This window comes from Streptomyces hebeiensis (assembly GCF_052983195.1).
Genome location: NZ_CM129812.1, coordinates 6,094,102 through 6,115,585 on the forward strand (window position 1 = coordinate 6,094,102; position 21,484 = coordinate 6,115,585).

Annotated in this window: 19 protein-coding genes; 11 read left to right on the plus strand and 8 right to left on the minus strand. The window is 72.7% G+C overall.

Annotated features, from left to right (window positions below; translation table 11 throughout):
- Nucleotides 1-7: 7 nt before the first annotated feature.
- Nucleotides 8-787, plus strand: coding sequence for a M23 family metallopeptidase (locus tag ACU6P3_RS26120; RefSeq protein WP_447194358.1), 780 nt, complete (start codon nucleotides 8-10; stop codon nucleotides 785-787).
- A gap of 323 nt (nucleotides 788-1,110) precedes the next feature.
- Nucleotides 1,111-1,800 (plus strand): GntR family transcriptional regulator, encoded by a 690-nt coding sequence (locus ACU6P3_RS26125; protein WP_447194359.1) that lies wholly within the window; start codon nucleotides 1,111-1,113, stop codon nucleotides 1,798-1,800.
- Nucleotides 1,801-1,987: 187 nt separating this feature from the next.
- On the opposite strand, the gene ACU6P3_RS26130 is transcribed toward ACU6P3_RS26125, so the two are convergent.
- Nucleotides 1,988-2,269 (minus strand): HPr family phosphocarrier protein, encoded by a 282-nt coding sequence (locus ACU6P3_RS26130; RefSeq protein WP_447194360.1) that lies wholly within the window; start codon nucleotides 2,267-2,269, stop codon nucleotides 1,988-1,990.
- 235 nt (nucleotides 2,270-2,504) lie between these two features.
- Here ACU6P3_RS26130 and ACU6P3_RS26135 point away from each other — a divergent pair, with 235 nt between their 5' ends.
- The 4 genes from ACU6P3_RS26135 to ACU6P3_RS26150 all read left to right on the plus strand — a co-directional run bounded on the left by ACU6P3_RS26135 (nucleotide 2,505) and on the right by ACU6P3_RS26150 (nucleotide 8,525).
- Nucleotides 2,505-5,534 carry a bifunctional acetate--CoA ligase family protein/GNAT family N-acetyltransferase gene (locus ACU6P3_RS26135; protein ID WP_447194361.1) on the plus strand — a complete coding sequence of 1,010 codons (3,030 nt, stop codon included), beginning with the start codon at nucleotides 2,505-2,507 and terminating at the stop codon, nucleotides 5,532-5,534.
- Between the two features lie 324 nt (nucleotides 5,535-5,858).
- Nucleotides 5,859-6,455: a DUF5998 family protein gene (locus ACU6P3_RS26140; protein WP_344270977.1), complete on the plus strand. Its 597-nt coding sequence runs from the start codon at nucleotides 5,859-5,861 to the stop codon at nucleotides 6,453-6,455.
- Nucleotides 6,455-7,771 carry an alkaline phosphatase family protein gene (locus ACU6P3_RS26145; RefSeq protein ID WP_447194362.1) on the plus strand — a complete coding sequence of 439 codons (1,317 nt, stop codon included), beginning with the start codon at nucleotides 6,455-6,457 and terminating at the stop codon, nucleotides 7,769-7,771. Before ACU6P3_RS26140 ends, ACU6P3_RS26145 begins: the two co-directional genes overlap by 1 nt.
- Before the next feature lie 103 nt (nucleotides 7,772-7,874).
- The gene (locus tag ACU6P3_RS26150; RefSeq protein ID WP_344270983.1) at nucleotides 7,875-8,525 is read left to right on the plus strand and encodes a thymidine kinase; all 651 of its coding nucleotides are present in this window, start codon (nucleotides 7,875-7,877) and stop codon (nucleotides 8,523-8,525) included.
- A 536-nt stretch (nucleotides 8,526-9,061) separates the two neighbouring features.
- On the opposite strand, the gene ACU6P3_RS26155 is transcribed toward ACU6P3_RS26150, so the two are convergent.
- Nucleotides 9,062-9,574: an ATP-binding protein gene (locus ACU6P3_RS26155; RefSeq protein WP_447194363.1), complete on the minus strand. Its 513-nt coding sequence runs from the start codon at nucleotides 9,572-9,574 to the stop codon at nucleotides 9,062-9,064.
- Nucleotides 9,574-9,888 carry a hypothetical protein gene (locus tag ACU6P3_RS26160; RefSeq protein ID WP_447194364.1) on the minus strand — a complete coding sequence of 105 codons (315 nt, stop codon included), beginning with the start codon at nucleotides 9,886-9,888 and terminating at the stop codon, nucleotides 9,574-9,576. Before ACU6P3_RS26160 ends, ACU6P3_RS26155 begins: the two co-directional genes overlap by 1 nt.
- 120 nt (nucleotides 9,889-10,008) lie before the next feature.
- Here ACU6P3_RS26160 and ACU6P3_RS26165 point away from each other — a divergent pair, with 120 nt between their 5' ends.
- Nucleotides 10,009-10,833, plus strand: coding sequence for a helix-turn-helix domain-containing protein (locus ACU6P3_RS26165; protein ID WP_447194365.1), 825 nt, complete (start codon nucleotides 10,009-10,011; stop codon nucleotides 10,831-10,833).
- Nucleotides 10,820-11,041 (plus strand): DUF397 domain-containing protein, encoded by a 222-nt coding sequence (locus ACU6P3_RS26170; protein ID WP_447194366.1) that lies wholly within the window; start codon nucleotides 10,820-10,822, stop codon nucleotides 11,039-11,041. The genes ACU6P3_RS26165 and ACU6P3_RS26170 overlap by 14 nt, the downstream gene beginning before the upstream one ends.
- Nucleotides 11,042-11,089: 48 nt before the next feature.
- Here ACU6P3_RS26170 and ACU6P3_RS26175 read toward each other — a convergent pair whose 3' ends face one another.
- Together ACU6P3_RS26175 and ACU6P3_RS26180 are read right to left on the minus strand one after the other, a co-directional pair.
- Nucleotides 11,090-12,712: a hypothetical protein gene (locus tag ACU6P3_RS26175; RefSeq protein WP_447194367.1), complete on the minus strand. Its 1,623-nt coding sequence runs from the start codon at nucleotides 12,710-12,712 to the stop codon at nucleotides 11,090-11,092.
- Between the two features lie 102 nt (nucleotides 12,713-12,814).
- Complete coding sequence (locus ACU6P3_RS26180; RefSeq protein ID WP_447194368.1) at nucleotides 12,815-13,591, minus strand: VOC family protein; 777 nt, start codon at nucleotides 13,589-13,591, stop codon at nucleotides 12,815-12,817.
- Nucleotides 13,592-13,791: 200 nt separating this feature from the next.
- On the opposite strand from ACU6P3_RS26180, the gene ACU6P3_RS26185 reads away from it, so the two are divergent.
- Entirely contained in the window at nucleotides 13,792-14,619 is an 828-nt protein-coding gene (locus tag ACU6P3_RS26185; protein WP_447194369.1) for a sulfurtransferase, read from the plus strand.
- Nucleotides 14,620-14,823: 204 nt separating this feature from the next.
- On the opposite strand, the gene sepH is transcribed toward ACU6P3_RS26185, so the two are convergent.
- Nucleotides 14,824-15,870 (minus strand): septation protein SepH, encoded by a 1,047-nt coding sequence (sepH, locus tag ACU6P3_RS26190; RefSeq protein ID WP_447194370.1) that lies wholly within the window; start codon nucleotides 15,868-15,870, stop codon nucleotides 14,824-14,826.
- 511 nt (nucleotides 15,871-16,381) lie between these two features.
- On the opposite strand from sepH, the gene ACU6P3_RS26195 reads away from it, so the two are divergent.
- Nucleotides 16,382-17,461 carry a hypothetical protein gene (locus tag ACU6P3_RS26195; RefSeq protein WP_447194371.1) on the plus strand — a complete coding sequence of 360 codons (1,080 nt, stop codon included), beginning with the start codon at nucleotides 16,382-16,384 and terminating at the stop codon, nucleotides 17,459-17,461.
- 21 nt (nucleotides 17,462-17,482) lie between these two features.
- Here the strand turns inward: ACU6P3_RS26195 and ACU6P3_RS26200 are convergent, their stop codons facing one another.
- Both ACU6P3_RS26200 and ACU6P3_RS26205 read right to left on the minus strand, forming a co-directional pair.
- Nucleotides 17,483-18,808, minus strand: coding sequence for a D-arabinono-1,4-lactone oxidase (locus tag ACU6P3_RS26200; RefSeq protein WP_447194372.1), 1,326 nt, complete (start codon nucleotides 18,806-18,808; stop codon nucleotides 17,483-17,485).
- Complete coding sequence (locus tag ACU6P3_RS26205) at nucleotides 18,762-20,015, minus strand: MFS transporter (RefSeq protein WP_447194373.1); 1,254 nt, start codon at nucleotides 20,013-20,015, stop codon at nucleotides 18,762-18,764. Before ACU6P3_RS26205 ends, ACU6P3_RS26200 begins: the two co-directional genes overlap by 47 nt.
- Nucleotides 20,016-20,323: 308 nt before the next feature.
- Between ACU6P3_RS26205 and ACU6P3_RS26210 the strand changes: the two genes are divergently transcribed.
- Nucleotides 20,324-21,451 (plus strand): ferrochelatase, encoded by a 1,128-nt coding sequence (locus tag ACU6P3_RS26210; RefSeq protein WP_447194374.1) that lies wholly within the window; start codon nucleotides 20,324-20,326, stop codon nucleotides 21,449-21,451.
- Nucleotides 21,452-21,484: the final 33 nt, after the last annotated feature.

The window sequence follows — 21,484 nt, forward strand, 5'->3', positions numbered from 1 at the left end:
CCACCCCATGGCTTTCACCCGCGCCACCGGGAAGCATCGTGCCCGCAGCCAGATGAGCCGTACGAGCGCGAGAGCCGCGGGCGCCGCGACGCTCACCGCGACCGGCGTCATCGGCACCCTCGCGGCCTCCCCGGCGTTCGCCGGTGGTGCCGCCGACGCCCAGGCCGCCTCGCACACCGGTCTGACCGGGGCCGTCGCCCTCGGGGACGACCTGGCCGGTACGGTCGACGACCAGGCCGACGCGCAGGCCCGGGCCGCCGCCCAGGACAAGGCGAGGGCCGTGGCGAAGGCCGAGGCCGAACGCAGGGCGGAGGCCCGCGCCAAGGAGGCGCGCGCCGAGGAGATCCGCGCCGCCCGGGAGGCGGAGCGCAAGCGGCTGAACACCTTCCAGCTGCCCGTCGCCGGCTCGTACGTCACGACCGGCTACCAGTCCGGCGGCTCCCTCTGGTCCTCCGGCAGCCACTCCGGTGTCGACTTCCGTGCCGCCTCCGGCACCCCGGTCGTCTCCGTCGGCACCGGCACCGTGGTCGAGGCCGGCTGGGGCGGTTCCTACGGCAACAACATCGTGATCCGGATGCACGACGGCACGTACACGCAGTACGGCCACCTCTCCTCCATCGGCGTCTCCGTCGGGCAGAGCGTCACCCCGGGCCAGCAGATCGGTCTGTCCGGCGCGACCGGCAACGTCACCGGGCCGCACCTGCACTTCGAGGCCCGTACCAGCCCGGACTACGGGTCGGACATGGACCCGGTCGGCTACCTGCGCGCGCACGGCGTGAACCTCTGACGCGCCGGGGCGCCCGCGCCCCCGCGCTTCCGTGTGCGGTGCGCCGCCCCGCGTGCGCGGGTGCGTACTCCGAACCCCGCGCACCTTCGTTTCCCCAGCCCCCGTCAGGCCCCGGCAGCGCGCCGGGGCCTGACGCGTCCGGTCCTGCGCTGTCAGGTCCGCTCCGGTCCGCTCCGCTCCCGGGCCGGGTTCTTCCGCTGTTTCTGGCCAAAAGATATCCATGGATTCCGGGTGGCCATCGGAAATTCGTTGCTGCTGCAATAGAGTCACGGAACAGGCGTCAATCGGAAGAGTTTCACGCCGATTAAGTCGGAGGTTCGGACATGCGCATTCCCGCGCACTCGGTATGCACGGCGATCCGCGACGACATCGTCTCCGGACTGTTCGAGCGGGGCAGCAGGCTCACCGAGGAGCAGCTGGCCCGGCGCTACGGCGTCTCCCGCGTCCCGGTGCGCGAGGCGCTGCGCACCCTGGAGTCGGAGGGGTTCGTGACCACCCGCCGCCACGCGGGCGCGTGCGTGGCCGAGCCGACGGAGCAGGAGGCCGCCGATCTGCTGGAGGTGCGGCTGCTGCTGGAGCCCCTGGGCGCCGCCCGGGCCGCCCAGCGCCGCACCGACGCGCATCTGAAGGTACTGCGCGGCCTGGTCAGACTGGGGCAGGAGCGGGCCCGCCGGGGACAGGGCCAGGACCTGCGCTCACTCGGCGCCTGGTTCCACGAGACGCTCACGCAGGCGTCCGTGAGCCCCGGTCTGATCGCGCTGCTCACCCAGCTCCGGCACAAGATCGCCTGGATGTACACGGTCGAACAGCCCGCCCATCCTGTGGAGGCGTGGGCCGAGCACGGCGCGATCGTGGACGCGGTGGCGCGCGGGGACGCGGAGCGGGCGCGCACGCTCACCGCCCTGCACGCGGAGCGGAGCACGGCCGCGCACCGGCTGCGCAGGCCGGAGGCGGGCCCGGAAAGGGTGAGGGTTTCGCAACACGGCGTAAACACCGCGAGCGTCCGCGCTTAACATGCCCGCCGTATACAAAGACTGTAAATAGGCGGGGCCTGTTTTTTGCTGCCCATTCACGAAAAGAGGGCCGGGGTGCGCTGAATTCAGCGCACCCCGGCCCTGTCATGCGATTCCCGGGAAAACGGGCCCCGCGGCCTCGGGCCGTCTCAGGGGCGGACCGTCTCGGGGTCGGACCGTCTTGAGGTCAGACCGTCTCGGGCAGTTCGTCGAGGCCCTCGGCGACCAGCTTCGCCAGTCGGTCGAGGGCGACGTCGGCGTCCTCCGCGTCGGACGCGAGCACGATCTCCTCGCCGCCCTGCGCGCCCAGGCCGAGCACCGCGAGCATCGACGCGGCGTTGACCGGGTTGCCCCCGGCCTTGGCGATGGTCACGGGGATGCCGGCGGCCGTGGCGGCGCGGACGAAGATGGAGGCGGGACGAGCGTGCAGGCCCTCGGCCCAGCCGACATTGACGCGGCGCTCAGCCATGGTGTGTTGCCCTTCAAGTCGCAAAAAGTCTGAATAATGCTGCCTGCCCCCAGCCTCTCATGTGCTGACACGGGGTCCTCCGCCACCCCTCCCGGCCCACGTCCGACGGCCGGACGCGGCCCCGCCCGGCCCCGCCCGGGACGGTCCGGCCCGGCTCCGGACGGCCCGGCTCCGGATCGACCGGGGTTCGGGCGGCGGACCGGCCGGTGTCGGACCCGCGCCGTACGCTGTGGCCATGGAGAAGCCGCCGGACTTCGCGTACCCCTCCCACTGGGAGGCGGACGTGGTGCTCAGGGACGGCGGCACGGCCCGGATCAGGCCCATCACCGCGGACGACGCCCAGCGGCTGGTCAGCTTCTATGAACAGGTCTCCGACGAGTCGAAGTACTACCGCTTCTTCGCCCCCTACCCTCGCCTGTCCGCCAAGGACGTGCACCGCTTCACCCACCACGACTACGTGGACCGGGTCGGACTCGCCGTGACGGTGAGCGGCCGGTTCATCGCGACCGTGCGGTACGACCGCGTCGACGCCCGCGGACTGCCCGCCTCCGCGCCCGCCGAGGAGGCGGAGGTCGCCTTCCTCGTCCAGGACGCGCACCAGGGGCGCGGGGTCGCCTCAGCACTCCTGGAGCACATCGCGGCGGTCGCCCGCGAGCGCGGTATCCGGCGCTTCGCCGCCGAGGTGCTGCCGGCCAACAGCAAGATGATCAAAGTCTTCCGGGACGCCGGGTACACCCAGCGGCGCAGCTTCGAGGACGGCGCCGTCCGGCTCACGCTCGACCTGGAACCGACCGCCGAGTCCGTCGCCGTCCAGTACGCCCGCGAGCAGCGCGCCGAGGCCCGCTCGGTGCAGCGCCTGCTCGCCCCCGGATCGGTCGCGGTCGTCGGCGCGGGTCGTGCGCCCGGGGGCGTCGGCCGTACGGTGCTGCGCAATCTGCTCGCCGCGGGCTTCACGGGTCGTACGTACGCGGTGAACGACGCCTTCGCCCCGGACCAGGACCGGATCGACGGCGTCCCGGCGGTCCGTTCCCTGACAGGGCCGGGCGGGGTGGACGGGCCCGTGGACCTCGCGGTGCTGGCCGTCCCCGCGGAGCGGGTGCCCGAAGCGGTCGAGGACTGCGGCCGGCACGGCGTGCAGGGGCTGGTGGTCCTCTCGGCGGGCTACGCGGAGAGCGGGCCGCGGGGGCGGGAGCGCCAGCGCGAACTGGTGCGGCGGGCCCGCTCGTACGGGATGCGCGTCATCGGCCCCAACGCCCTGGGGATCATCAACACGGCCGACGCGGTCCGGCTCAACGCGTCCCTCGCCCCCGAACTGCCCGTGCGCGGGCGCACCGGCATGTTCACCCAGTCCGGCGCGATCGGCATCGCCCTGCTGTCCGCGCTGCACCGGCGCGGCGCCGGCCTGTCGTCCTTCGTCTCGGCGGGCAACAGGGCGGACGTGTCGGGGAACGACTTCCTCCAGTACGTCTTCGAGGACCCTGACACCGATGTGGCCCTCCTCTACCTCGAAACGATCGGCAATCCGCGCAAGTTCACCCGGCTCGCCCGGCGCACGGCGGCGGTGAAGCCGGTCGTGGTCGTCAAGGGCGCGCGGCACAGCGGCAGCACGCCCCAGGGGCACGCGGTCCCGGTGGGCCGGATCCCGGACGCGACGGTGTCGGCGCTCATGCGCCAGGCGGGGGTGATCCGGGTGGACACGGTCACCGAACTGGTCGACGCGGGCCTGTTGCTCTCCTCCCAGCCGCTCCCGGCGGGACCGCGCGTGGCGATCCTCGGCAACTCGGAGTCGCTGGGCCTGCTCACGTACGACGCCTGCCGTACGGAGGGCCTGAGCCCGCTGCCGCCGCGCGACCTGACGACCGCCGCGACCCCGGCCGACTTCGGTACGGCCCTCACGAAGGCCCTGGCGGACCCGGACTCCGACGCGGCGGTGGTGACGGCGATACCGGCCGTGGCGGGGACGGCCATGACCGGCCCGCCCGACGCCGGCGCCCTGGGCGCGGCCCTGCGCGAGGCGGCGGCCACGGCGCCGGCGAAGCCGGTGATGGTGGTGCACGTGGAACTCGGCGGTCTGACGGAGGCGCTCGCGACGGCCTCGAACAACCCGCCGCACGCCCTGCCCGAGGACCGGCCGGACACGGACGGCCCGGGGGAGGGGCCGCGCGTGGACGAGGCGTACGACGGCGTACGAGCGCGGGCCGGGCGTCCGGCGGCGGGAGCGGAGCCGGGACCCGGCGCGTCCGACTCCGGCGGGTCCGGCGGGTCCGGCGGGTCCGGCGGGTCCGGCGGGTCTGGCACCGGCGTGTCCGGCGCCGTCGGCCGGACGCCCGGCGGTACGGCCGGTCCCGAGGCGATCGACCGCGGCGGCTCCGGCCGCATCCCCGCCTACCCCGCCGCCGAGCGCGCCGTACGGGCGCTCGCCGAGGCCGTCCGGTACGCGCGGTGGCGGCGGCAGGCCGCCGAGCCCGGCAAGGTGCCCGAGTACGACGACATCGACCAGGCCGCGGCCACCGCGCTGATAGAGCGGCTGCTGGGCCCTCGCGATCCGTCCGGCCAGGCGTCCGCCGACGGCCCCAGGAGCGTCCCCGTCCCGGCGGACGACGCGCGTGCGCTGCTCGGCATGTACGGCATCCCCGTGCGGCAGGCCCTGGCCGCGCCCGGGCCCGACGAGGCCGCCGCGGCGGCGGCCCGGCTCGGCTATCCCGTCGCGCTCAAGACCACCGCTCCGCACCTGCGCCACCGCGCCGACCTCGGCGGCGTCCGGCTCGACCTCGCCGACGAGGCGCAACTGCGCCTGGCCTACCGCGAGCTGACCGACGCCCTGGGCAGCCCCGCCGAACTGCGGCCCGTCGTCCAGTCCATGGTCCCGCGCGGCGTGGACACGGTCGTACGGGCCGTCGTCGACGCGGCCGCGGGCTCGGTCCTCTCCTTCGGCCTCGCGGGCGCCCCCTCCGAACTGCTCGGGGACGTCGCCCACCGGCTCGTGCCCGCCACCGACCGCGACGCCGCCGAGTTGATCAGGTCCATCAGGACGGCACCGCTCCTGTTCGGCTGGCGGGGCTCCGCCCCGGTCGACACCCCCGCCCTGGAGGAACTGCTCCTGCGCGTGTCCCGGCTGGTGGACGACCACCCCGAGATCGTCTCCGTCTCGCTGGAGCCCGTCGTCGTCGCCCCCCGCGGCCTCTCCGTCCTCGACGCGAGCGTCCGGCTCGCGCCGCCGCCCGCCCGCGACGACCTCGGCCCGCGCCACCTCCCGAGCTACTGAGACCCGAGTCCCGGCCGAGAGGCCCGCCGGACGCCGCCCGAGGCCGCCGAGGACGACCGACCGAAGGAACGGGGCCTGGCCTCGCACCCGCGAGGCCGAGCACCGTGGCCCCGAGCGTGGTGGCCCCCGAGCGTCGTGGCCCCCGAGCGTCGTGGCCCCCGAGCGTCGTGGCCCCCGAGCGTCGTGGCCCTCGCCTCCCCGGGGCACCGCCTCCCCGGGGCACCGCCCGCCCGGTGCCGTCGGCGGCCGGAGACCTGGCCACGACCTCCACAGCCCCGCCCCGGACGTCTTCCACAGTCATCCGGCCCCCGTAGGATGGAGCCCATGGCGAAGACCGGTACGACGACCCAGGGGCTGCGCACGGCGATCGAGCGCAGCGGCTACTACCCGGCTCTCGTGGCCGAGGCGGTGGAGGCCGCCGTCGGCGGCGAGCGGATCTCGTCGTACCTGGTCCACCAGGAGACGACGTTCGACGCCAACGAGGTGCGGCGGCATGTCACCGTCCTCGTGCTGACCGCCCACCGCTTCATCGTCAGCCACACCGACGAGCAGGCCGCCGACTCCAGCTCCCCGACCCCGTACGCCACCACCTCCACCGAATCGGTCAAGCTCGACCGGATCTCCTCGGTCGTGGTCAGCCGGGTCGTCGCGAACCCGGAGTCGTACAAGCCGGGCACCCTGCCGCGCGAGGTCGTCCTCACCATCGGCTGGGGCGCCGTCTCCCGTATCGACCTGGAGCCCGCCGCCTGCGGTGACCCCAACTGCGAGGCGGACCACGGCTATACCGGCAACACCACGGCCGACGACCTGAGCCTGCGCGTCAGCGAGGCCGGGGACGGCCCCGACACCGTCCGGCAGGCACTCGCCTTCGCCCAGTCCCTGTCCGAGGCCACCGCGGCCGCCGCGGCGACCGGCCGCTGATGTCCGCCGAGGCCGTCCGACAGGACCAGGGGCAGGCGCGGGACCGGGGACGGAGCCATCCACACGACCAGGCACGCGATCAGGCATGGAACCAGGTGCGGGACACCCACCGGCCCGGGCACCCGTCCCCGGCGTACGAGCAGGACCCCGTCCCGCTCGCCCTCCACACCGCGCCGCTCCCGGAGTACGGCAGCGGCTCCCTCGCCGACCTGCTGCCCACCCTCGCGGCCGGCCAAGGCGTACCGGATCTGACCGCGAACATCACCGAACTGACCCCCGCCGACCGGAACTGCGTGTTTCTGATCGATGGTCTCGGCTGGGAGCAGATCAAAGCCCACCCGGATGAGGCGCCGTACCTGACGTCGCTGCTCGGCACCTCTCGCGGCAACACCGGCCGGCCGCTGACCGCCGGGTTCCCCGCCACCACCGCGACCTCCCTGGCGTCCGTGGGCACGGGGCTGCCGCCCTCCTCGCACGGACTGCCCGGCTACACCGTCCGGGACCCCGCGACCGGCGAGCTGATGAACCAGCTCCGCTGGAAGCCCTGGACGGACCCGCACGCCTGGCAGCCGTATCCCACCGTCTTCCAGCTCGCCGAGGCCGCCGGGGTGCACACCGCGCAGGTGAGCTCCCCGGCGTTCGCCGACACCCCGCTCACCCGGATCGCGCTCAGCGGCGGCACCTTCCACGGCAGGCTCACCGGCGAGGAGCGCATGGACCTCGCCGCCGGGCAACTCGCCGCGGGTGACCGGTCGCTGGTCTACACGTACTACAGCGAGGTCGACGGCAACGGCCATCGCTTCGGCGTCGACTCCGACGCCTGGCGGGGCCAGCTGATGTACGTGGACCGGCTCGTCCAGCGGCTCGCCGCGCAACTTCCGCCCCGGGCCGCGCTCTACGTCACCGCCGACCACGGGATGATCGACATCCCCTTCGACGAGCGGTCGCGCGTCGACTTCGACGAGGACTGGGAGTTGAAGGCCGGCGTCGCCCTGCTGGGCGGCGAGGGCCGGGCCCGCCATGTGTACGCCGTACCGGGCGCCGAGAGCGATGTGCTCGCAGTCTGGCGCGAGGTGCTGGGCGAACAGTTCTGGGTGGCGAGCCGGGACGAGGCCGTCGCCGCGGGCTGGTTCGGCCCGCCGGGCATGCTCGACGAGCGGGTGTACGGACGGCTCGGCGATGTCATCGCGGCGGCCCACGACGACATCGTGATCACCGCCTCGGTCCGGGAGCCGAACGAGTCCGCGATGGTGGGCATGCACGGCTCCATGACCCCCGTCGAACAACTCGTCCCGCTCCTGGAAGTACGCTCGTAGCCGTCCGCGCGACGGCGCGCGGACGCGTTCGCCCGGGGCTCCGGCAGCACAACCACCGCACGAGTGGCCCCGACCCCACCTTTCGAAAGGCCGTCACCCTGTCATGCCCGAGCTGGTGTTCTTCTCCGGAACCATGGACTGCGGGAAGAGCACCCTCGCTCTCCAGATCGAACACAACCGGTCGGCACGCGGACTCCAGGGCATGATCTTCACCCGGGACGACCGCGCGGGGGAGGGCAAGCTCTCCTCCCGCCTGGGCCTCGTCACCGACGCCGTCGAGGCCGCGGACGGCTTCGACTTCTACGCCTACCTGGTCGACCGGCTCTCCCAGGGCGGCCGGTGCGACTACGTCATCGTCGACGAGGCACAGTTCCTCGCGCCCGAGCAGATCGACCAGCTCGCCCGGGTCGTGGACGACCTGGAGCTGGACGTCTTCACCTTCGGCATCACCACCGACTTCCGCTCCAAGCTCTTCCCCGGCTCGCAGCGGCTGGTGGAACTGGCCGACCGGGTCGAGGTCCTCCAGGTCGAGGCGCTGTGCTGGTGCGGCGCCCGGGCCACCCACAACGCCCGCACGGTCGGCGGCGTCATGGTGGTCGAGGGCGCCCAGGTCGTTGTCGGGGACGTCCACCAGACCGGCGGCGAGGTCGGCTACGAGGTGCTCTGCCGGCGCCACCACCGCCGCCGGATGACCGCCGCCACCGCCCGCGCGGCCACGCTATCCCCGGACGTTCTGCCCATCGGCCCCGCCTGACCCCGTTCAGGAGGCGAAGCCGCCCGGCGCTGTGTCGAACCTGCCGGCCGCCGGGCGTCGGCGGCCACTCTGCCGAGGAGCGCGGAATTCATGCCGGCACCGAAGCGCGCCGGAGAGGACCCCGATGAGCTCTCGCCCGTCCCCGTGGCGTGCCCGGTACCAGCAGCGGTTCGCGGCCGCGCAGACCGTGGTGGTGCAGCCCAGGACCTGGTGCAATCTGGCCTGCGCTATGTCACGATCGCGCTGTGAGGAAGAACATCGCATTAGTGGCAACTGTCCTGCCCACGCTCATCGACGAAGAGCAGTACCGGCGGCCGGCCCCCGACGACCCCCACTGCGGCCTCCTCACCGACTTGACCAACTGGTAGAGCCGCTGCACCTACCGATAAAAGCGCCAGGGGTCGGCGGGCTGATCAGCGCTGCAAGGACGGGGAGTTGGTGCGGCTGCCAGGCAGTCGCACCACGTCCGCCTTCTGGGTGAGTTCCTCCTTCGCCTGCTCCAACTCCAGAGACCGTTCGACCCGAGCCGGTGGCTCTCACTCGTCGTGACGATCTGCCTCGCCGGTGTCGTCCGCCTCGGCGGGCGTTGGCAGCGAGAGCGTCGCCCACACCGCCTTGCCGGGGCCGCTCCGGGCGCGTACTCCCCACGCCTCCGCAAGCGCGGCGACGAGGACGAGCCCGCGCCCGTCACACGCGTCCGCGCCCGGAGCGCGCGGCTCGGGCGGCGTCGGCGACGCGTCGTGCACCTCGATCCGCAGGCCGTCCGGCAGTTGGGCGAACCGCGTCTCGATCACGTGTCCGGGGGAGACACGGGCGTGCCGCACGGCGTTGGTGAGGAGTTCCGAGAGCACCAGTGCGGCGGGATCCTCCAGCGCGGCGAGCCCCCAGTCCGCCAGAGCCTTGCGCAGCTCACGCCGCGCCTGCCCGACGCTACGGGGGTGGCGCGGCCAGCGCCGTACGACGACGGCGTGATCGGTGTCGGCCGAACAGGGCGTCCGAGCTGTACGGGACACCTCGACGGGGTCGTCCCACCCGAGGCCGGGCACCATCAGGACCGCCCTTCGCGGCGCAGCGCGAGCGCCAGCTCCATGCGCCGCGACCGCAGTTCGGCGCGTTGCCAGCGCTCGAACTCGGCCCGCGAGCAGGGCGTCGCGGGGAGTACGTACTCGCCGTGCAACGGGATGTCCCCGGTGGCGACGAGCGCGACGGAATACGCGACGACCACCGGGCGCCGCAGCGGTGGCATGGGGGTGGGTACGGGCACGGGCGGCCGAGGTGCGAGGGCGACAGCTCCGGCGCGATGCCGGGCGGTGGCCGAGCGGCGGAACAGCCGCCGGATGCGACGGAGTCCGAGTTCCAACACGTGTGACGCTCCTTGCTTCGCTCTCTGTGATGAATCGCTCACAGCATGTTGCTTGCGTCGCTAGGCTTGCCAGTGGTTGGTGCATGACGGAGCAGGTGTCAGGAAGGGGAGTTGGTACCGATGGCCGAGCAACGGAAGCCACGAACACACAGGGAGAAGTACGGGGAGGAACTGAGGATTCGGCGCCTGGCGGCGGAGATGACACAAGAGGCGTTGAGCGACGGGGTGGTGTGTTCCCCGACGTTGATCAGCCACTTCGAGGCGGGGCGGCGGTTGCCGAGCCCGGACGACGCCAAACGGATCGACCTCGCGTTGGGGACTGACGGCTTCTTCGCTCGCTGGCTGAAAGATCTGGAGGCCAAATACGCCGACCACTTCGCTGTCGCGGCCGAACTGGAACGGCAGGCCCGGGAAATCCGGCAGTTCGGGCTGTCACTCGTCCCTGGGCTGCTCCAGACCGATGGGTACGCGCGCGCTGTCTTCCGTGCCTATCGCGCGAACTACCGGGCGGACGATCTTGACCGGCGAGTGGTCAACCGTCTGGAGCGTGCTCAAATCCTTGAGGCGCCATCGCGGCCGGTAATTTGGACCCTGTTGGACGAAGCGGTACTGCGGCGACGTGTGGGTGGCCCACGCTGTATGGCTGAGCAACTACTCAAGATCGTAAGCATGGCGGAGGCCGGGCGGGTGAGACTGCACGTCCTGCCATTCGGGGCTGGTGAGCATGCACTCATGGAGAGCATGCTCACCCTGATGAGCTTCGAGGATGCCGCGCCGATCTCGTATGTCGAAGGCGTGTGCACGGGCAACTTGATGGATGACCCGGCACTGGTCGATGAATGCCGAGCAGCCTACGATCTCGCTATGAGCGATGCGTTGTCGCACAAGGAGTCAATGGCCCTCGTCAGGGCCATAGCGGAGGAACACGAGCATGCGCACCGGTGAGCACCTTGCCGTTGAAGGTCCATCCTCTTTGGACTGGCGGAAGTCAAGCTATAGCGGTGGCGGCAACGGCGACTGCCTCGAAGTCGCCGACGGACACCCCGCCGTCCCGGTCCGTGACTCCAAGAACGTCCCGGGCCCCGTGCTCGTCTTCGGCGCCGACGGCTGGTCGTCGTTCGTCTCCGCCGTCAGGCGCGGCGAACTCGCCTGAGCGGCGGCGGTCGGTCCTCGCCGTACGACGAGAACCGACCGCCGGGTATTACGTCCGGGTGTTCGTCAGGTGCGGGCCGATGTAGCCCACGTACACGCGTCCCGTCCCAGGGCCGTCGTCGTAGAAGTGCAGCCGGGGCGCGACGGTGTTTCCGCCTCCGATGCGCAGATGCGCTTCCATGTAGATCTCGCCGGAGGGATCGACCGAGGTGGGCACGGCGAACGTCCGCTGCTTGCGCCACCGCCCCCGGTTGCCCACCGTGTCGGACTCCTTCATCTTCACCTTGCCCGCCGAGAACGGGTGGGCGTCGTTCGGTGGCTTGGAACACCAGGCACGGAAATCACCGCACGTGGTTCCGGCCGCCGATGCCGCCGCGAAGTCCTGGAGCGCCAGCAGCGCGTCCCAGGCCATCTCCACCCAGTTGCTGACCGACTGTTCGTCAAGGGCTCGAGTGATCTTCGCATCCCCTGTGAAGGTCAGTTGCGGCAACTCCTGCAACCTGCCCAGTATCTCGTCGAAGGAGGACGGGGCATTGACGGGTTCCTCGGTGGGCGTGTGCGCGAGTTCGTACTCGCCGACCTTCTCCAGGCCGGCCTCCAGGGCTTTGACCCTTCGGCGCAACCGCCGGAGTTCGGCCTCCAGTTCCTCGTTCTCGCCGATGAGCCCGTACTCGCGGTCTCCCGTCTGCTTGAGTTCGGACCGCAGCGCGCTGATCTCGTCCGCGTGGGCCGTCTCGGTCTGTTCGGCCTGGGCGAGCATGTCGTACAGCGTCTGGTTCTCGACGGTGAGTTTCTCGACCTCCGAGCCCCGGGCGGCGGGGCGGGGCCGGGTGCGCTGGACGGGAAGGGTGTCCAGCGGCGCGGGTAACGGCTGCCGCAGGGCCAGCCGCTGGGGCATGGAGGCCAGTACGGAGGCCGCGCGGCGCGGGGCGGCTTCTATCGTGGAGCGGGCCATCACCGGGTGGCGCTGCGCGTCCGGCTTCCACGCCAGGTCGATTCCGGGAAGGTAGGTGCGGATGCCGCCGCCGAAGACCGGGTGGTACTCCAGCGCCTTGTTGAACAGCGGCTGGGCCTCAGGGGTGAGGACGTACAGAATGGCCAGGCCGGGCAGGTACGAGAACGCCGGCTCGACGACGGACTCGGCCCACTTCGTGGCGTCCGCCCCACGTGGGACGGACGCGACGACGATTGGCAGCCGCCGGGCCTCGTCACACAGTTCCTCGATGACTTCGTCGACGTCCTCGGGCTCGATGAAGTCGGGCGAGGCCACGACGGCGGCCAGACCGTCCTGGGCTTCCAAGGACTCCAGCAGCAGCTTGGCGATCTTCGGGGTATTGGCCCGCTTGGGGCGGAGGTCGGCCGACGCGGGCCGGTGTTCGATGTCGACCTGGAGCCAGGTGCGGCGGTCGTCCTCGCGTGGATCCGCCCGGACCACCAGGGTGGACTGCCAGGTCCCGTCTTTCCCGGAGCGGGTCTCGCGCAGCCGCCACCGGCTGTACGCGCCCCTTCTCCCGGAGGCCGCGTCGTGGTCCAGTGTGACGCCGGGAGCGATCTCGTTGCGGCCCTCGTCCAGCGCGGAGGTGTCGTACCGCTTGCCCTCCAGCCAGTCGTGGAGCTGGCGTTCGGTGATGGCGGAGGCGTTGACGTATTCCTGCTTGGTCGAGATGACCATGCGGTAACTGTGAGGTTCCATGGCTCCCTCTGGGGGTGGAGGCGGGTGAAACGCGCGAGCCCACCGCCCGGAGGGGCGCAACGGAAAGGGATCCGGTCGGGTTCAGCGCGCACCCGAGCATACGATCGTGAAGACCGCGCCCTCCGGGTCGGTGACCGTCGCCGTCCGGCCGCGCCCGGCGTCGCGCGGGGCTTCGAGGAGCCGACCGCCCAGGTCCGTGACCAGCCGGGCCGCCGCGTCCGTGTCGGCGACCTCGAAGGACGTCATCCAGTGGGCGCCCCGGTCGCGGGGCAGGGCGCGGCCCAGGCCGTGCAGGGACGCGACCGGGCGGTCCTCCAGACGCAGCGTCAGTTCGTCCGTACCCGCGGGCCCGGCCGGCTCGACCTCGTAGCCGAAGAGTGATTCGTAGAAGCGGGCGACCGAGGACGTCTCCCGCGTGAACAGTTCGTTCCAGACAGGCGTGCCGGGAGGGCCGGACACCGCCGTTCCCGGGTGCGCGGCGGCCTGCCAGATGCCGAGGACCGCGCCCGCCGGGTCCGCCGCGATGGCCATCCGGCCCGCCTCGGCGGCTTCCAGCGGGCCGACGGCGACCGTGCCGCCACAGCTTCGGATCGTCTCCGCGGTCTTGTCCGCGTCGTCCGTGGCCAGATAGGTCAGCCAGGCGGTCGGCAACCGCCTGCCGCCCGGCAGCCTGCCGATCCCGGCGACCTCTCTGCCGTCGAGGAGTCCACGCACGTACGGTCCGAGCTGCTGCGGGCCCGGCTCGAACTCCCAGCCGAACAACGCCCCGTAGAACTCCTCGGTCGCCGCCAGGTCGCGCACCATCAGACTCACCCAGCAGGGCGTTCCGGGTGTGCGCCGGATCGCTTCCTCGGCCATCGTCACTCTCTCCTCGGAACCGTCGTGCCGTCGTGCCGGACAAGGGTGGTGCGATGCTCGCACTCGGTGCCGCGCGGTGCCGCTCGACCGGGCTGTATTTGGCGGGAACTCGATCGGGTGTTTACTTACTGTTGTCACGATGTCGCGTCCGGTGGGCGGCCGGGTACGCGCGGGCCGCCCTGTACGGGAGGATGGCATCCATGACAGCCATCATCAACGCGGCCGATCTCGCGAGCGAGTCGGCCGGGCCGCGACCGCCCGTACTGCTCGACGTCCGCTGGCAGCTGGGCGGTCCGCCCGGACGTCCGGCGTACGAGGCCGGGCACCTGCCCGGTGCCGTCTTCGTCGACCTGGACACGGAACTGTCGGCGCCGCCCGGTGCAGGCGGTCGCCACCCCCTGCCGGACGTGGCCGATTTCGGCGCGGTGATGCGCCGGGCCGGCGTGGGACAGGACACCCCGGTCGTCGTGTACGACGGTGGGCAGGGCTGGGCGGCGGCCCGCGCCTGGTGGCTGCTGCGCTGGGCGGGCCACCGGGACGTACGGGTCCTGGACGGCGGGCTGGCCGCCTGGGAAGGACCGTTGTCCACCGAGGAGCCCAAGCCGGAGGAGGGGGACTTCGCTCCCGTCCCGGGGTCGCTCCCGCTGCTGGACGCGGACGGAGCGGCGGCCCTCGCCCGCGACGGGCTGCTGCTGGACGCGCGGGCGGCCGAGCGCTACCGGGGCGACGTCGAGCCCATCGACCGGGTCGGCGGCCACATCCCCGGCGCCCTCTCCGCGCCCACTACGGAGAACGTGGCCGAAAATGGACGGTTTCTCCCCGCGGGCGACCTCGCGGAACGCTTCTCGGCACTCGGCGCGACCAAGGGAGCCCAGGTCGGTGTCTACTGCGGTTCCGGCGTCTCCGCCGCCCATGAGGTGCTGGCGCTCGAACTCGCGGGCGTTCCGGCCGCGCTGTACGCGGGTTCCTGGTCGCAGTGGTCGGCGGACGAGTCCCGCCCGGTCGCCACGGGCCCGGACCCCCAGTAGGCCCGCCCCGGGGCCCGGGCAGGCCACCGAGCGCGGGCCCGCATGAGGGAGGGCCCCGCAGGGACGCGCGCGAGGGACTTCCGCATTCGAAGTCCGTACCCGAGGCGACGGGCCCGTACTCCGGATGCGGTGAGTACGGGCCCCTCGGCGTACGTATGTAAGGACGTGCTGATCCACTTACCCCGACGGGGCCCGTCGCCGCCGTCAGTCCTGTTTCTTGCGGCGCGTGCCGAACACGATCTCGTCCCAGCTCGGTACCGCGGCCCGCCGGCCCGGACGCACCCCGTCCGCCTCGGCCTGGCGGTCCGTCGTGCCTGTGAGCCGGTCGCGGTGCCCGGCGACCGAACGGGGCATCAGCACGTCCGCGTACGCCGAGCCGGCGCCGGCCGACGCGGCGGGCGCGATCGGCTCCTCGGCCTCCTCCGGCTCCTCGTCCACGTCCAGGGACGTGGACGAGGACGAATCCGGCAGGGCGGGGCGTTCCGGTACGACCATGTCGCCGCGGAAGCTCGGCACCGCCTCCAGGAGACTGGTCAGCGAGTCACGCTCGTCGGCCTCCTCCGGCTCCGCCGAGGGCGGCCGCTCCAACTGCCGGTCGAGCGAACGGTCCAGCGGCCGGTCGCGCGGCAGCCGGGCGATCCGTGGGACGAACGGGAAGCTCGGCTCCTGCGTGACCGTGTCGTCCGTGTCGCCGATCAGCGCGCGCGCCTCGTCGTCGACGGCCTGTACGAGCCGCCTCGGGGGGTCGTACGTCCAGCTCGCCGCGTGCGGCTCGCCCGCGACGCGGTAGACCAGCAGCACTTCCCACGTGCCGTCGTCCCGGCGCCAGGAGTCCCACTGGACGGTGTCCTTCTCGGCGCCGCGCAGCGTCAGTCTCTCCTGCACCGCCTCGCCGAGCTGGGGTCCGGTGTTCTCGCCGGGGCGCCGGACGGGTGTCTTCCGGGCGCGCTCGGCCATGAAGGCGCGCTCGGCGAGCACGGGACCCTCGAACCGGCGGACCCGGTCCACCGGGATGCCCGCGTGCTGGGCGACCTCCTCCGCGGAGGCACCGGCTCGTATCCGCGCCTGGATGTCGCGCGGCCTGAGGTGGCTCTCCACCTCGATCTCGATCTGGCCGAGACGGGCGCGGTCGTTGCGCACGGCGGCGCGCAGCCGCTCATCGATCGGAAGCGTGTATTCCGTACTGTCGGCAGCCTTGAGCACCAGTCGTGTGCCGTCGTTGGAGACGGCCACGACACGCAGTTCGGGCATGGGGACCTCCCGGGTGGTGCCTGCCGACGTCACGTGCGTCGCTGCTTCCGCTAGTCGAGTGTGACCTGCCCGGGTGCAGCCTGCCACAACCTTTCCGTACTGCCCGGCGTGTCGGGCCGGGGGCCTGGATCGCCGTCATGGCACGGTACCTGCTTGCCACGCGGAGTGACGAACCCGGTCACTCTGTGCAGCAGGCGCCCGTACGGTGCCGTCGGCTCCGCCGGATCGAGTGCCACGTGCGGCCCCCTTCCCGTAGGTCCCCGGCCACCCGTGAGGGAGTCCGGCCCCAGGGCTCGCCACAGTACTCCATTCGGGCCATCCGGGTGGACCGGCGCGCCGCTCGAGATTCTCTCCGGTCGGGGACTCGTCCGCGCGAAGCCGCCGCTGACGGTACGTGGAGCGGATCAGCGGGTGGGATGCTTCACACAATCCCCTGAAACGGAACTATCCCCTTCGCTCATCGGTCACTTCCGGGTGCAAGCTGGGACAGATGGGCAAGCAGGGGCTTTAGATGCACCAGAAGCATGGCAGCGGCACGCGACGCGCGGTGCGGGATGCGGAAGCGGAGCTGAGTACGGGCGACGGGCGGGACGAGGCGGGGGAGCGGGGCGCGGACGCGCCCACGGAGCGGCGGCGCCTCGATCTGAACCTTCCGCAGGTCGCGGGCAGTGCCCTCGCCGCGATCGCGGCGGCGGTCCTCGCCTCCCGGCTCGGCGTGTACGGCACGGTCCTCGGCGCGGGAGTGGTCAGCGTCGTGGCCACGTGTGGCGGTTCGGTCTTCCAGCACCTGTTCCGGCGAACCGGGGAGCAGATCCGCGTGGTCACCGTCCAGGCCAAGCCCGGAGGGCGGCAGGTGGTGGTGCGGAGCGACCGGAACGGTGCGGGCGGCGCGACGAACGCCGCGGATTCGGGTGCTTCCGGCGATCTTCGTATGCCAGGTGAATCCCCTGATCCGGGCGATCCGTACGTTCCTGTTGACGCGACCCGGCTGCTGCGTGTGCCGACGGACCTGAACACCGAGTACGGCGAGGCCACCACTCATGGTGCCCGCGCCCGGACCCGTGACCGGGCGCGGGGGCGCGGCTGGAAGCGCCCGCTGCTCGCGGCCGTCGGCGTCTTCCTGCTCGCCATGGCCGGTGTCACCGGGTTCGAGCTGATGTCCGGCCAGGGTCCGGGCGGCGGCCACGCGACGACCGTCGGGTCCGTCGTACGCGGCGGTGGCGGTGGATCCGTACCGGAGGACGGTCCCGCGCCCACTCCGTCCTCCGGCTCTCCGTCCGACGGGCAGGGGCAGGACGGCGGGGCGAGCCCGGACCCGAACGCGTCGCCGGACGCCGGGCAGGGCGCGGACAGCGGTGGGGGCGGCAGCGCCGGTCCGTCCCGTACGCCCGCCACCCCGCCCTCCGGTGCGGGCGACGGCGCACGGTCCGGCGACCCGACGCCGGCGCCCTCCGGCACCTCGGGCGGCGGATCCGGAACGGACAACTCCGGTCCCTCCGGGCCGGACAGCTCCGGAACCGGCGCCACACCGGATTCCGGTTCCGGTGCGGGGTCCGGGGGCGACTCCGGCGCCGGCACGGCGAACCGGTAACGGCAGGAGAGCCATGGCCCGTCAGTCGCCCAGCACCCGGCGCAGGTAGTCGTTGCCGAACAGCCGGTCGGGGTCCAGCCGGTCGCGGAGCGCCGTGAACTCGCCGAAGCGCGGATAGGCCGCGGACAGGTACGCCGCGTCCCGGGTGTGGATCTTGCCCCAGTGCGGCCGTCCGCCGTGCGCGGTCATGACGCGTTCCACCGCGGTGAAGTACGCGCGGTGGGACGTGCCCCGGAACAGGTGCACCGCGATGTACGCGCTCTCCCGGCCCGAGGCCGTCGAGAGGGCGATGTCGTCCGCGGGCGCCGTCCGGACCTCCACCGGGAAGCTCACCCGCAGAGGGGACCGCTCGACCATGGCCTTGACCTCGCGCAGCGCCTCGACCACCGCCTCCCGGGGCAGCGCGTACTCCATCTCCACGAAGCGCACCCGGCGCGGTGTCGTGAAGACCTTGTAAGGGATGTCCGTGTACGTACGCGCGGACAGCGCGCGGCTGGAGACGCGGGCGAGCGGGGGAACGGCGGCGGGCACGGCCCGGCCGAGCGAACACGCCACCTGGAAGACCCCGTTGGAGAGGAACTCGTCGTCGATCCAGCCCCGGACGCGACCGAGGGGAGCCGCGGGCCCCGCGCTGCGGTTATTGCGCTTGGTATTGCAGTTGTCCGTGTGTGGAAACCAATAGAACTCGAAATGCTCGTTCTCGGCGACATGCTGATCGAACTCGGCGGTGACCCGGTCGAACGACATCGGTTCCTCACGCGCCGTCAGCAGGAACAACGGCTCCACGGCGAACGTGATCGAGGTGACCACACCCAGCGCGCCGAGCCCGATCCGGGCGGCGGCGAAGACGTCCGGGTTCTCCCCGGGGGAGCAGCGCAAGCGCGAGCCGTCCGCGGTGACCAGCTCCAGGGCGCGGATCTGCGCCGCGATCGAGGCCGAGTCGCGGCCGGTGCCATGGGTGCCGGTGGCGGTCGCGCCGGAGACCGTCTGCTCCATGATGTCGCCCATGTTCGTGAGCGACAGGCCCGCCCGGGCCAGCGCCGCGTTCAGCCGTCCGAGCGGCGTGCCCGCGGCGACGGTGACGGTGCCCGCCGCCCGGTCGAGCTTCCGGATGCCGACGAGCCGCTCGGGCCGGATCAGCACCCCGTCCGTGGCGGCGATGGCGGTGAACGAGTGCCCCGTACCGACGGCCTTGACCCTCAGCCCGTCCTCGGCGGCCCGGCGCACGGCGGCGGCGACGGCGTCCGCGGAGGCGGGGGAGACCTGCCGGGAGGGCCGGGCGGTGACCGTCCCCGCCCAGTTACGCCACGCGCTCGATCCCGTCCCGCCTGTCAGGATTCCGGTCATCCGCCCCGTGCCCTCCCCGCGTCGGTGCCGGCTCGCGCAGCCGGCGGAACCCCAGGAACGCCACCGCGGCCGCGACGGCGCCCGCCACCGCGGGCACCGCGTACCCCGCCCGGGCACCGGCCGCGTCGACCACCCAGCCGGCGGCCGACGAGCCGAGCGCCACCCCGACCAAGAGCCCGGTACTGGTCCAGGTCATGCCCTCGGTCAGCTTGGTGCGCGGTACGTGCGCCTCGACGAGGGCCACCGTGGTCACCATCGTCGGTGCGATGGACAGACCCGCGACGAAGAGCGCCACGGCCAAGAACGGCAGGCTCCCGGCCAGTTGGAGGGGGATCATACTCACGGCCATGGCGCAGACGCCCACCAGCCACCTCCGCGCGGGCGGCCCGGACAGATGCAGCATCCCGAACGCCACCCCGGCCAGGCACGATCCCAGGGCGTACACGGCCAGCACCAGGCTCGCCGCCGTCTTGTGGCCCTGCTCCTCGGCGAAGGCGACCGTCACCACGTCGACCGCGCCGAAGATCGCGCCCGTCGCCAGGAAGGTCGCCGCCAGCACCCGCAGGCCCGGTGAACGCAGCGCCGACCCGCCGGTGTGCTCGGCACGCGGCCGGGGGACGGGCTCGGTGGCCCGCTGAGCCGTCAGCCACAGGACGCCGACGACCAGGAACACCCCCGCCAGCAACGGGCCCGCGGCGGGGAACCAGGCCGTCGACAGACCGATCGAGACGATCGGACCGACGATGAAGCACATCTCGTCGACGATCGACTCCCACGAATACGCGGTGTGCAGCTCGCGGGGCGAGCCCCGGTAGATCTCCGCCCAGCGGGCCCGCACCATCGCGCCCAGGCTCGGCACACAGCCCGTGCCGGTCGCGAAGACGAACAGCGTCCAGTCCGGCGCGCCCCACTCGGCACAGAGCAGCAGGCCCGCGACGGCCGCCACCGCGATCAGGGTCGCCGGGCGCAGGACGCGCCGCTGGCCGTGCCGGTCCACCAGCCGGGAGATCTGCGGGCCGAGGACGGCGGCCGACATCGCCATCGTCGCCGACAGCGCGCCGGCCAGCCCGTACCGCCCGGTGAGCTGGGAGACCATCGTCACCACGCCGATGCCCATCATGGCCAGCGGGAGCCGTCCGATCAGGCCGGCGGCGCTGAATCCCCCGGTACCGGGAGCCGCGAAGATCGCGCGGTAGGAACTGGACAACGGGCACTCCGGTGAGGGAACGGGCGCTGCGGAGAGGAACGATCCGGCAGGGCTCCGGTAAGGAACGAACGGCGACGGAACAGCTTACGGTCGCACGCCGTCCCCATGCCCCCGATTTTCTGGCCAGTGCGGTGCGCGGGGCACGGCCCCGGCGTCGGGCCGGTGCCGTACGCGCCCCACCCGCTCGCCGTCTCGCGCCGGATCGCGCCCCGGGCACGCCGTCACGCGCCGGACCGCGCCCCGGGGCCCGCCACGCCATGGGCCGGGGCGCGGTACCGGCGCCGCGGGGCTGGTGGCAGGATCGATTCATGGCCGAACAGCTCGACACCTCCCCCTACGACGCCCTCCTCCTGCTGTCGTTCGGCGGCCCGGAAGGGCCCGACGACGTGGTCCCGTTCCTGGAGAACGTGACCAGGGGCCGGGGCATCCCCACGGAGCGGCTCAAGGAAGTGGGGCAGCACTACTTCCTGTTCGGCGGGGTCAGCCCGATCAACGGCCAGAACCGCGCGCTGCTCGACGCGCTGCGCGGGGACTTCGCCGAGCACGGCCTTGACCTGCCCGTGTACTGGGGCAACCGCAACTGGGCGCCGTACCTGACCGACACGCTGCGCGAGATGGCCGCGGACGGCCGACGGCGTATCGCCGTCCTCGCCACCAGCGCCTACGCCTCGTACTCAGGCTGCCGCCAGTACCGCGAGAACCTCGCGGAGGCGCTGGCCACCCTGACCGCCGAGGGGATCGACGTCCCCCGGGTGGACAAGCTGCGGCACTACTTCAACCACCCCGGTTTCCTGCGCCCCATGATCGACGGGGTGCTGGCCTCGCTCGCGGACCTGCCGGAGGACGTCCGCGCGGGCGCGCACATCGCCTTCACCACGCACTCCATCCCCGTCGCGGCGGCCGACACCTCGGGCCCCGTCGAGGCGCACGGTGAGGGCGGGGCCTACGTGGCACAGCACCTGGACGTCGCCCGCCTGATCGCGGACGCCGTACGGGAGGAGACCGGGACCGAACACCCCTGGCGGCTCGTCTACCAGTCGCGCAGTGGCGCCCCGCACATCCCGTGGCTGGAACCGGACATCTGCGACCACCTGGAGGAGCTGCACGGGCAGGGCGTCCCGGCGGTCGTCATGGCCCCGATCGGCTTCGTCTCCGACCACATGGAGGTCCTGTACGACCTGGACACCGAGGCCACCGCCAAGGCCGCCGAGCTGGGACTGCCGGTGCGCCGCTCGGCGACGGTGGGCGCGGATCCGCGCTTCGCCGCCGCCGTGCGCGACCTCGTCGTGGAGCGCGCCGCCGCCGAGCGGGGGCGCGAGGTGACGCGCTGTGCCCTCGGCGCGCTGGGGCCCGGCCATGACCTCTGCCCGGTGGGCTGCTGCCCGGCCCGTGCCCCCAAGCCCGCCGCCGCGGGCGCCGACAGCGCCTACGCGTGAGCCCGGGACCGGCGGCCTCACGGCCGGCCGCCC

Excerpts from the sequence above, each read along its gene's own strand:
- ACU6P3_RS26120 (WP_447194358.1), top strand. The coding sequence starts at position 8 with ATGGCTTTCACCCGCGCCACCGGGAAGCATCGTGCCCGCAGCCAGATG.
- ACU6P3_RS26125 (WP_447194359.1), top strand. The coding sequence starts at position 1,111 with ATGCGCATTCCCGCGCACTCGGTATGCACGGCGATCCGCGACGACATC.
- ACU6P3_RS26130 (WP_447194360.1), bottom strand. The coding sequence starts at position 2,269 with ATGGCTGAGCGCCGCGTCAATGTCGGCTGGGCCGAGGGCCTGCACGCT.
- ACU6P3_RS26135 (WP_447194361.1), top strand. The coding sequence starts at position 2,505 with ATGGAGAAGCCGCCGGACTTCGCGTACCCCTCCCACTGGGAGGCGGAC.
- ACU6P3_RS26140 (WP_344270977.1), top strand. The coding sequence starts at position 5,859 with ATGGCGAAGACCGGTACGACGACCCAGGGGCTGCGCACGGCGATCGAG.
- ACU6P3_RS26145 (WP_447194362.1), top strand. The coding sequence starts at position 6,455 with ATGTCCGCCGAGGCCGTCCGACAGGACCAGGGGCAGGCGCGGGACCGG.
- ACU6P3_RS26150 (WP_344270983.1), top strand. The coding sequence starts at position 7,875 with ATGCCCGAGCTGGTGTTCTTCTCCGGAACCATGGACTGCGGGAAGAGC.
- ACU6P3_RS26155 (WP_447194363.1), bottom strand. The coding sequence starts at position 9,574 with ATGGTGCCCGGCCTCGGGTGGGACGACCCCGTCGAGGTGTCCCGTACA.
- ACU6P3_RS26165 (WP_447194365.1), top strand. The coding sequence starts at position 10,009 with ATGGCCGAGCAACGGAAGCCACGAACACACAGGGAGAAGTACGGGGAG.
- ACU6P3_RS26170 (WP_447194366.1), top strand. The coding sequence starts at position 10,820 with ATGCGCACCGGTGAGCACCTTGCCGTTGAAGGTCCATCCTCTTTGGAC.
- ACU6P3_RS26175 (WP_447194367.1), bottom strand. The coding sequence starts at position 12,712 with ATGGTCATCTCGACCAAGCAGGAATACGTCAACGCCTCCGCCATCACC.
- ACU6P3_RS26180 (WP_447194368.1), bottom strand. The coding sequence starts at position 13,591 with ATGGCCGAGGAAGCGATCCGGCGCACACCCGGAACGCCCTGCTGGGTG.
- ACU6P3_RS26185 (WP_447194369.1), top strand. The coding sequence starts at position 13,792 with ATGACAGCCATCATCAACGCGGCCGATCTCGCGAGCGAGTCGGCCGGG.
- sepH (WP_447194370.1), bottom strand. The coding sequence starts at position 15,870 with ATGCCCGAACTGCGTGTCGTGGCCGTCTCCAACGACGGCACACGACTG.
- ACU6P3_RS26195 (WP_447194371.1), top strand. The coding sequence starts at position 16,382 with ATGCACCAGAAGCATGGCAGCGGCACGCGACGCGCGGTGCGGGATGCG.
- ACU6P3_RS26200 (WP_447194372.1), bottom strand. The coding sequence starts at position 18,808 with ATGACCGGAATCCTGACAGGCGGGACGGGATCGAGCGCGTGGCGTAAC.
- ACU6P3_RS26210 (WP_447194374.1), top strand. The coding sequence starts at position 20,324 with ATGGCCGAACAGCTCGACACCTCCCCCTACGACGCCCTCCTCCTGCTG.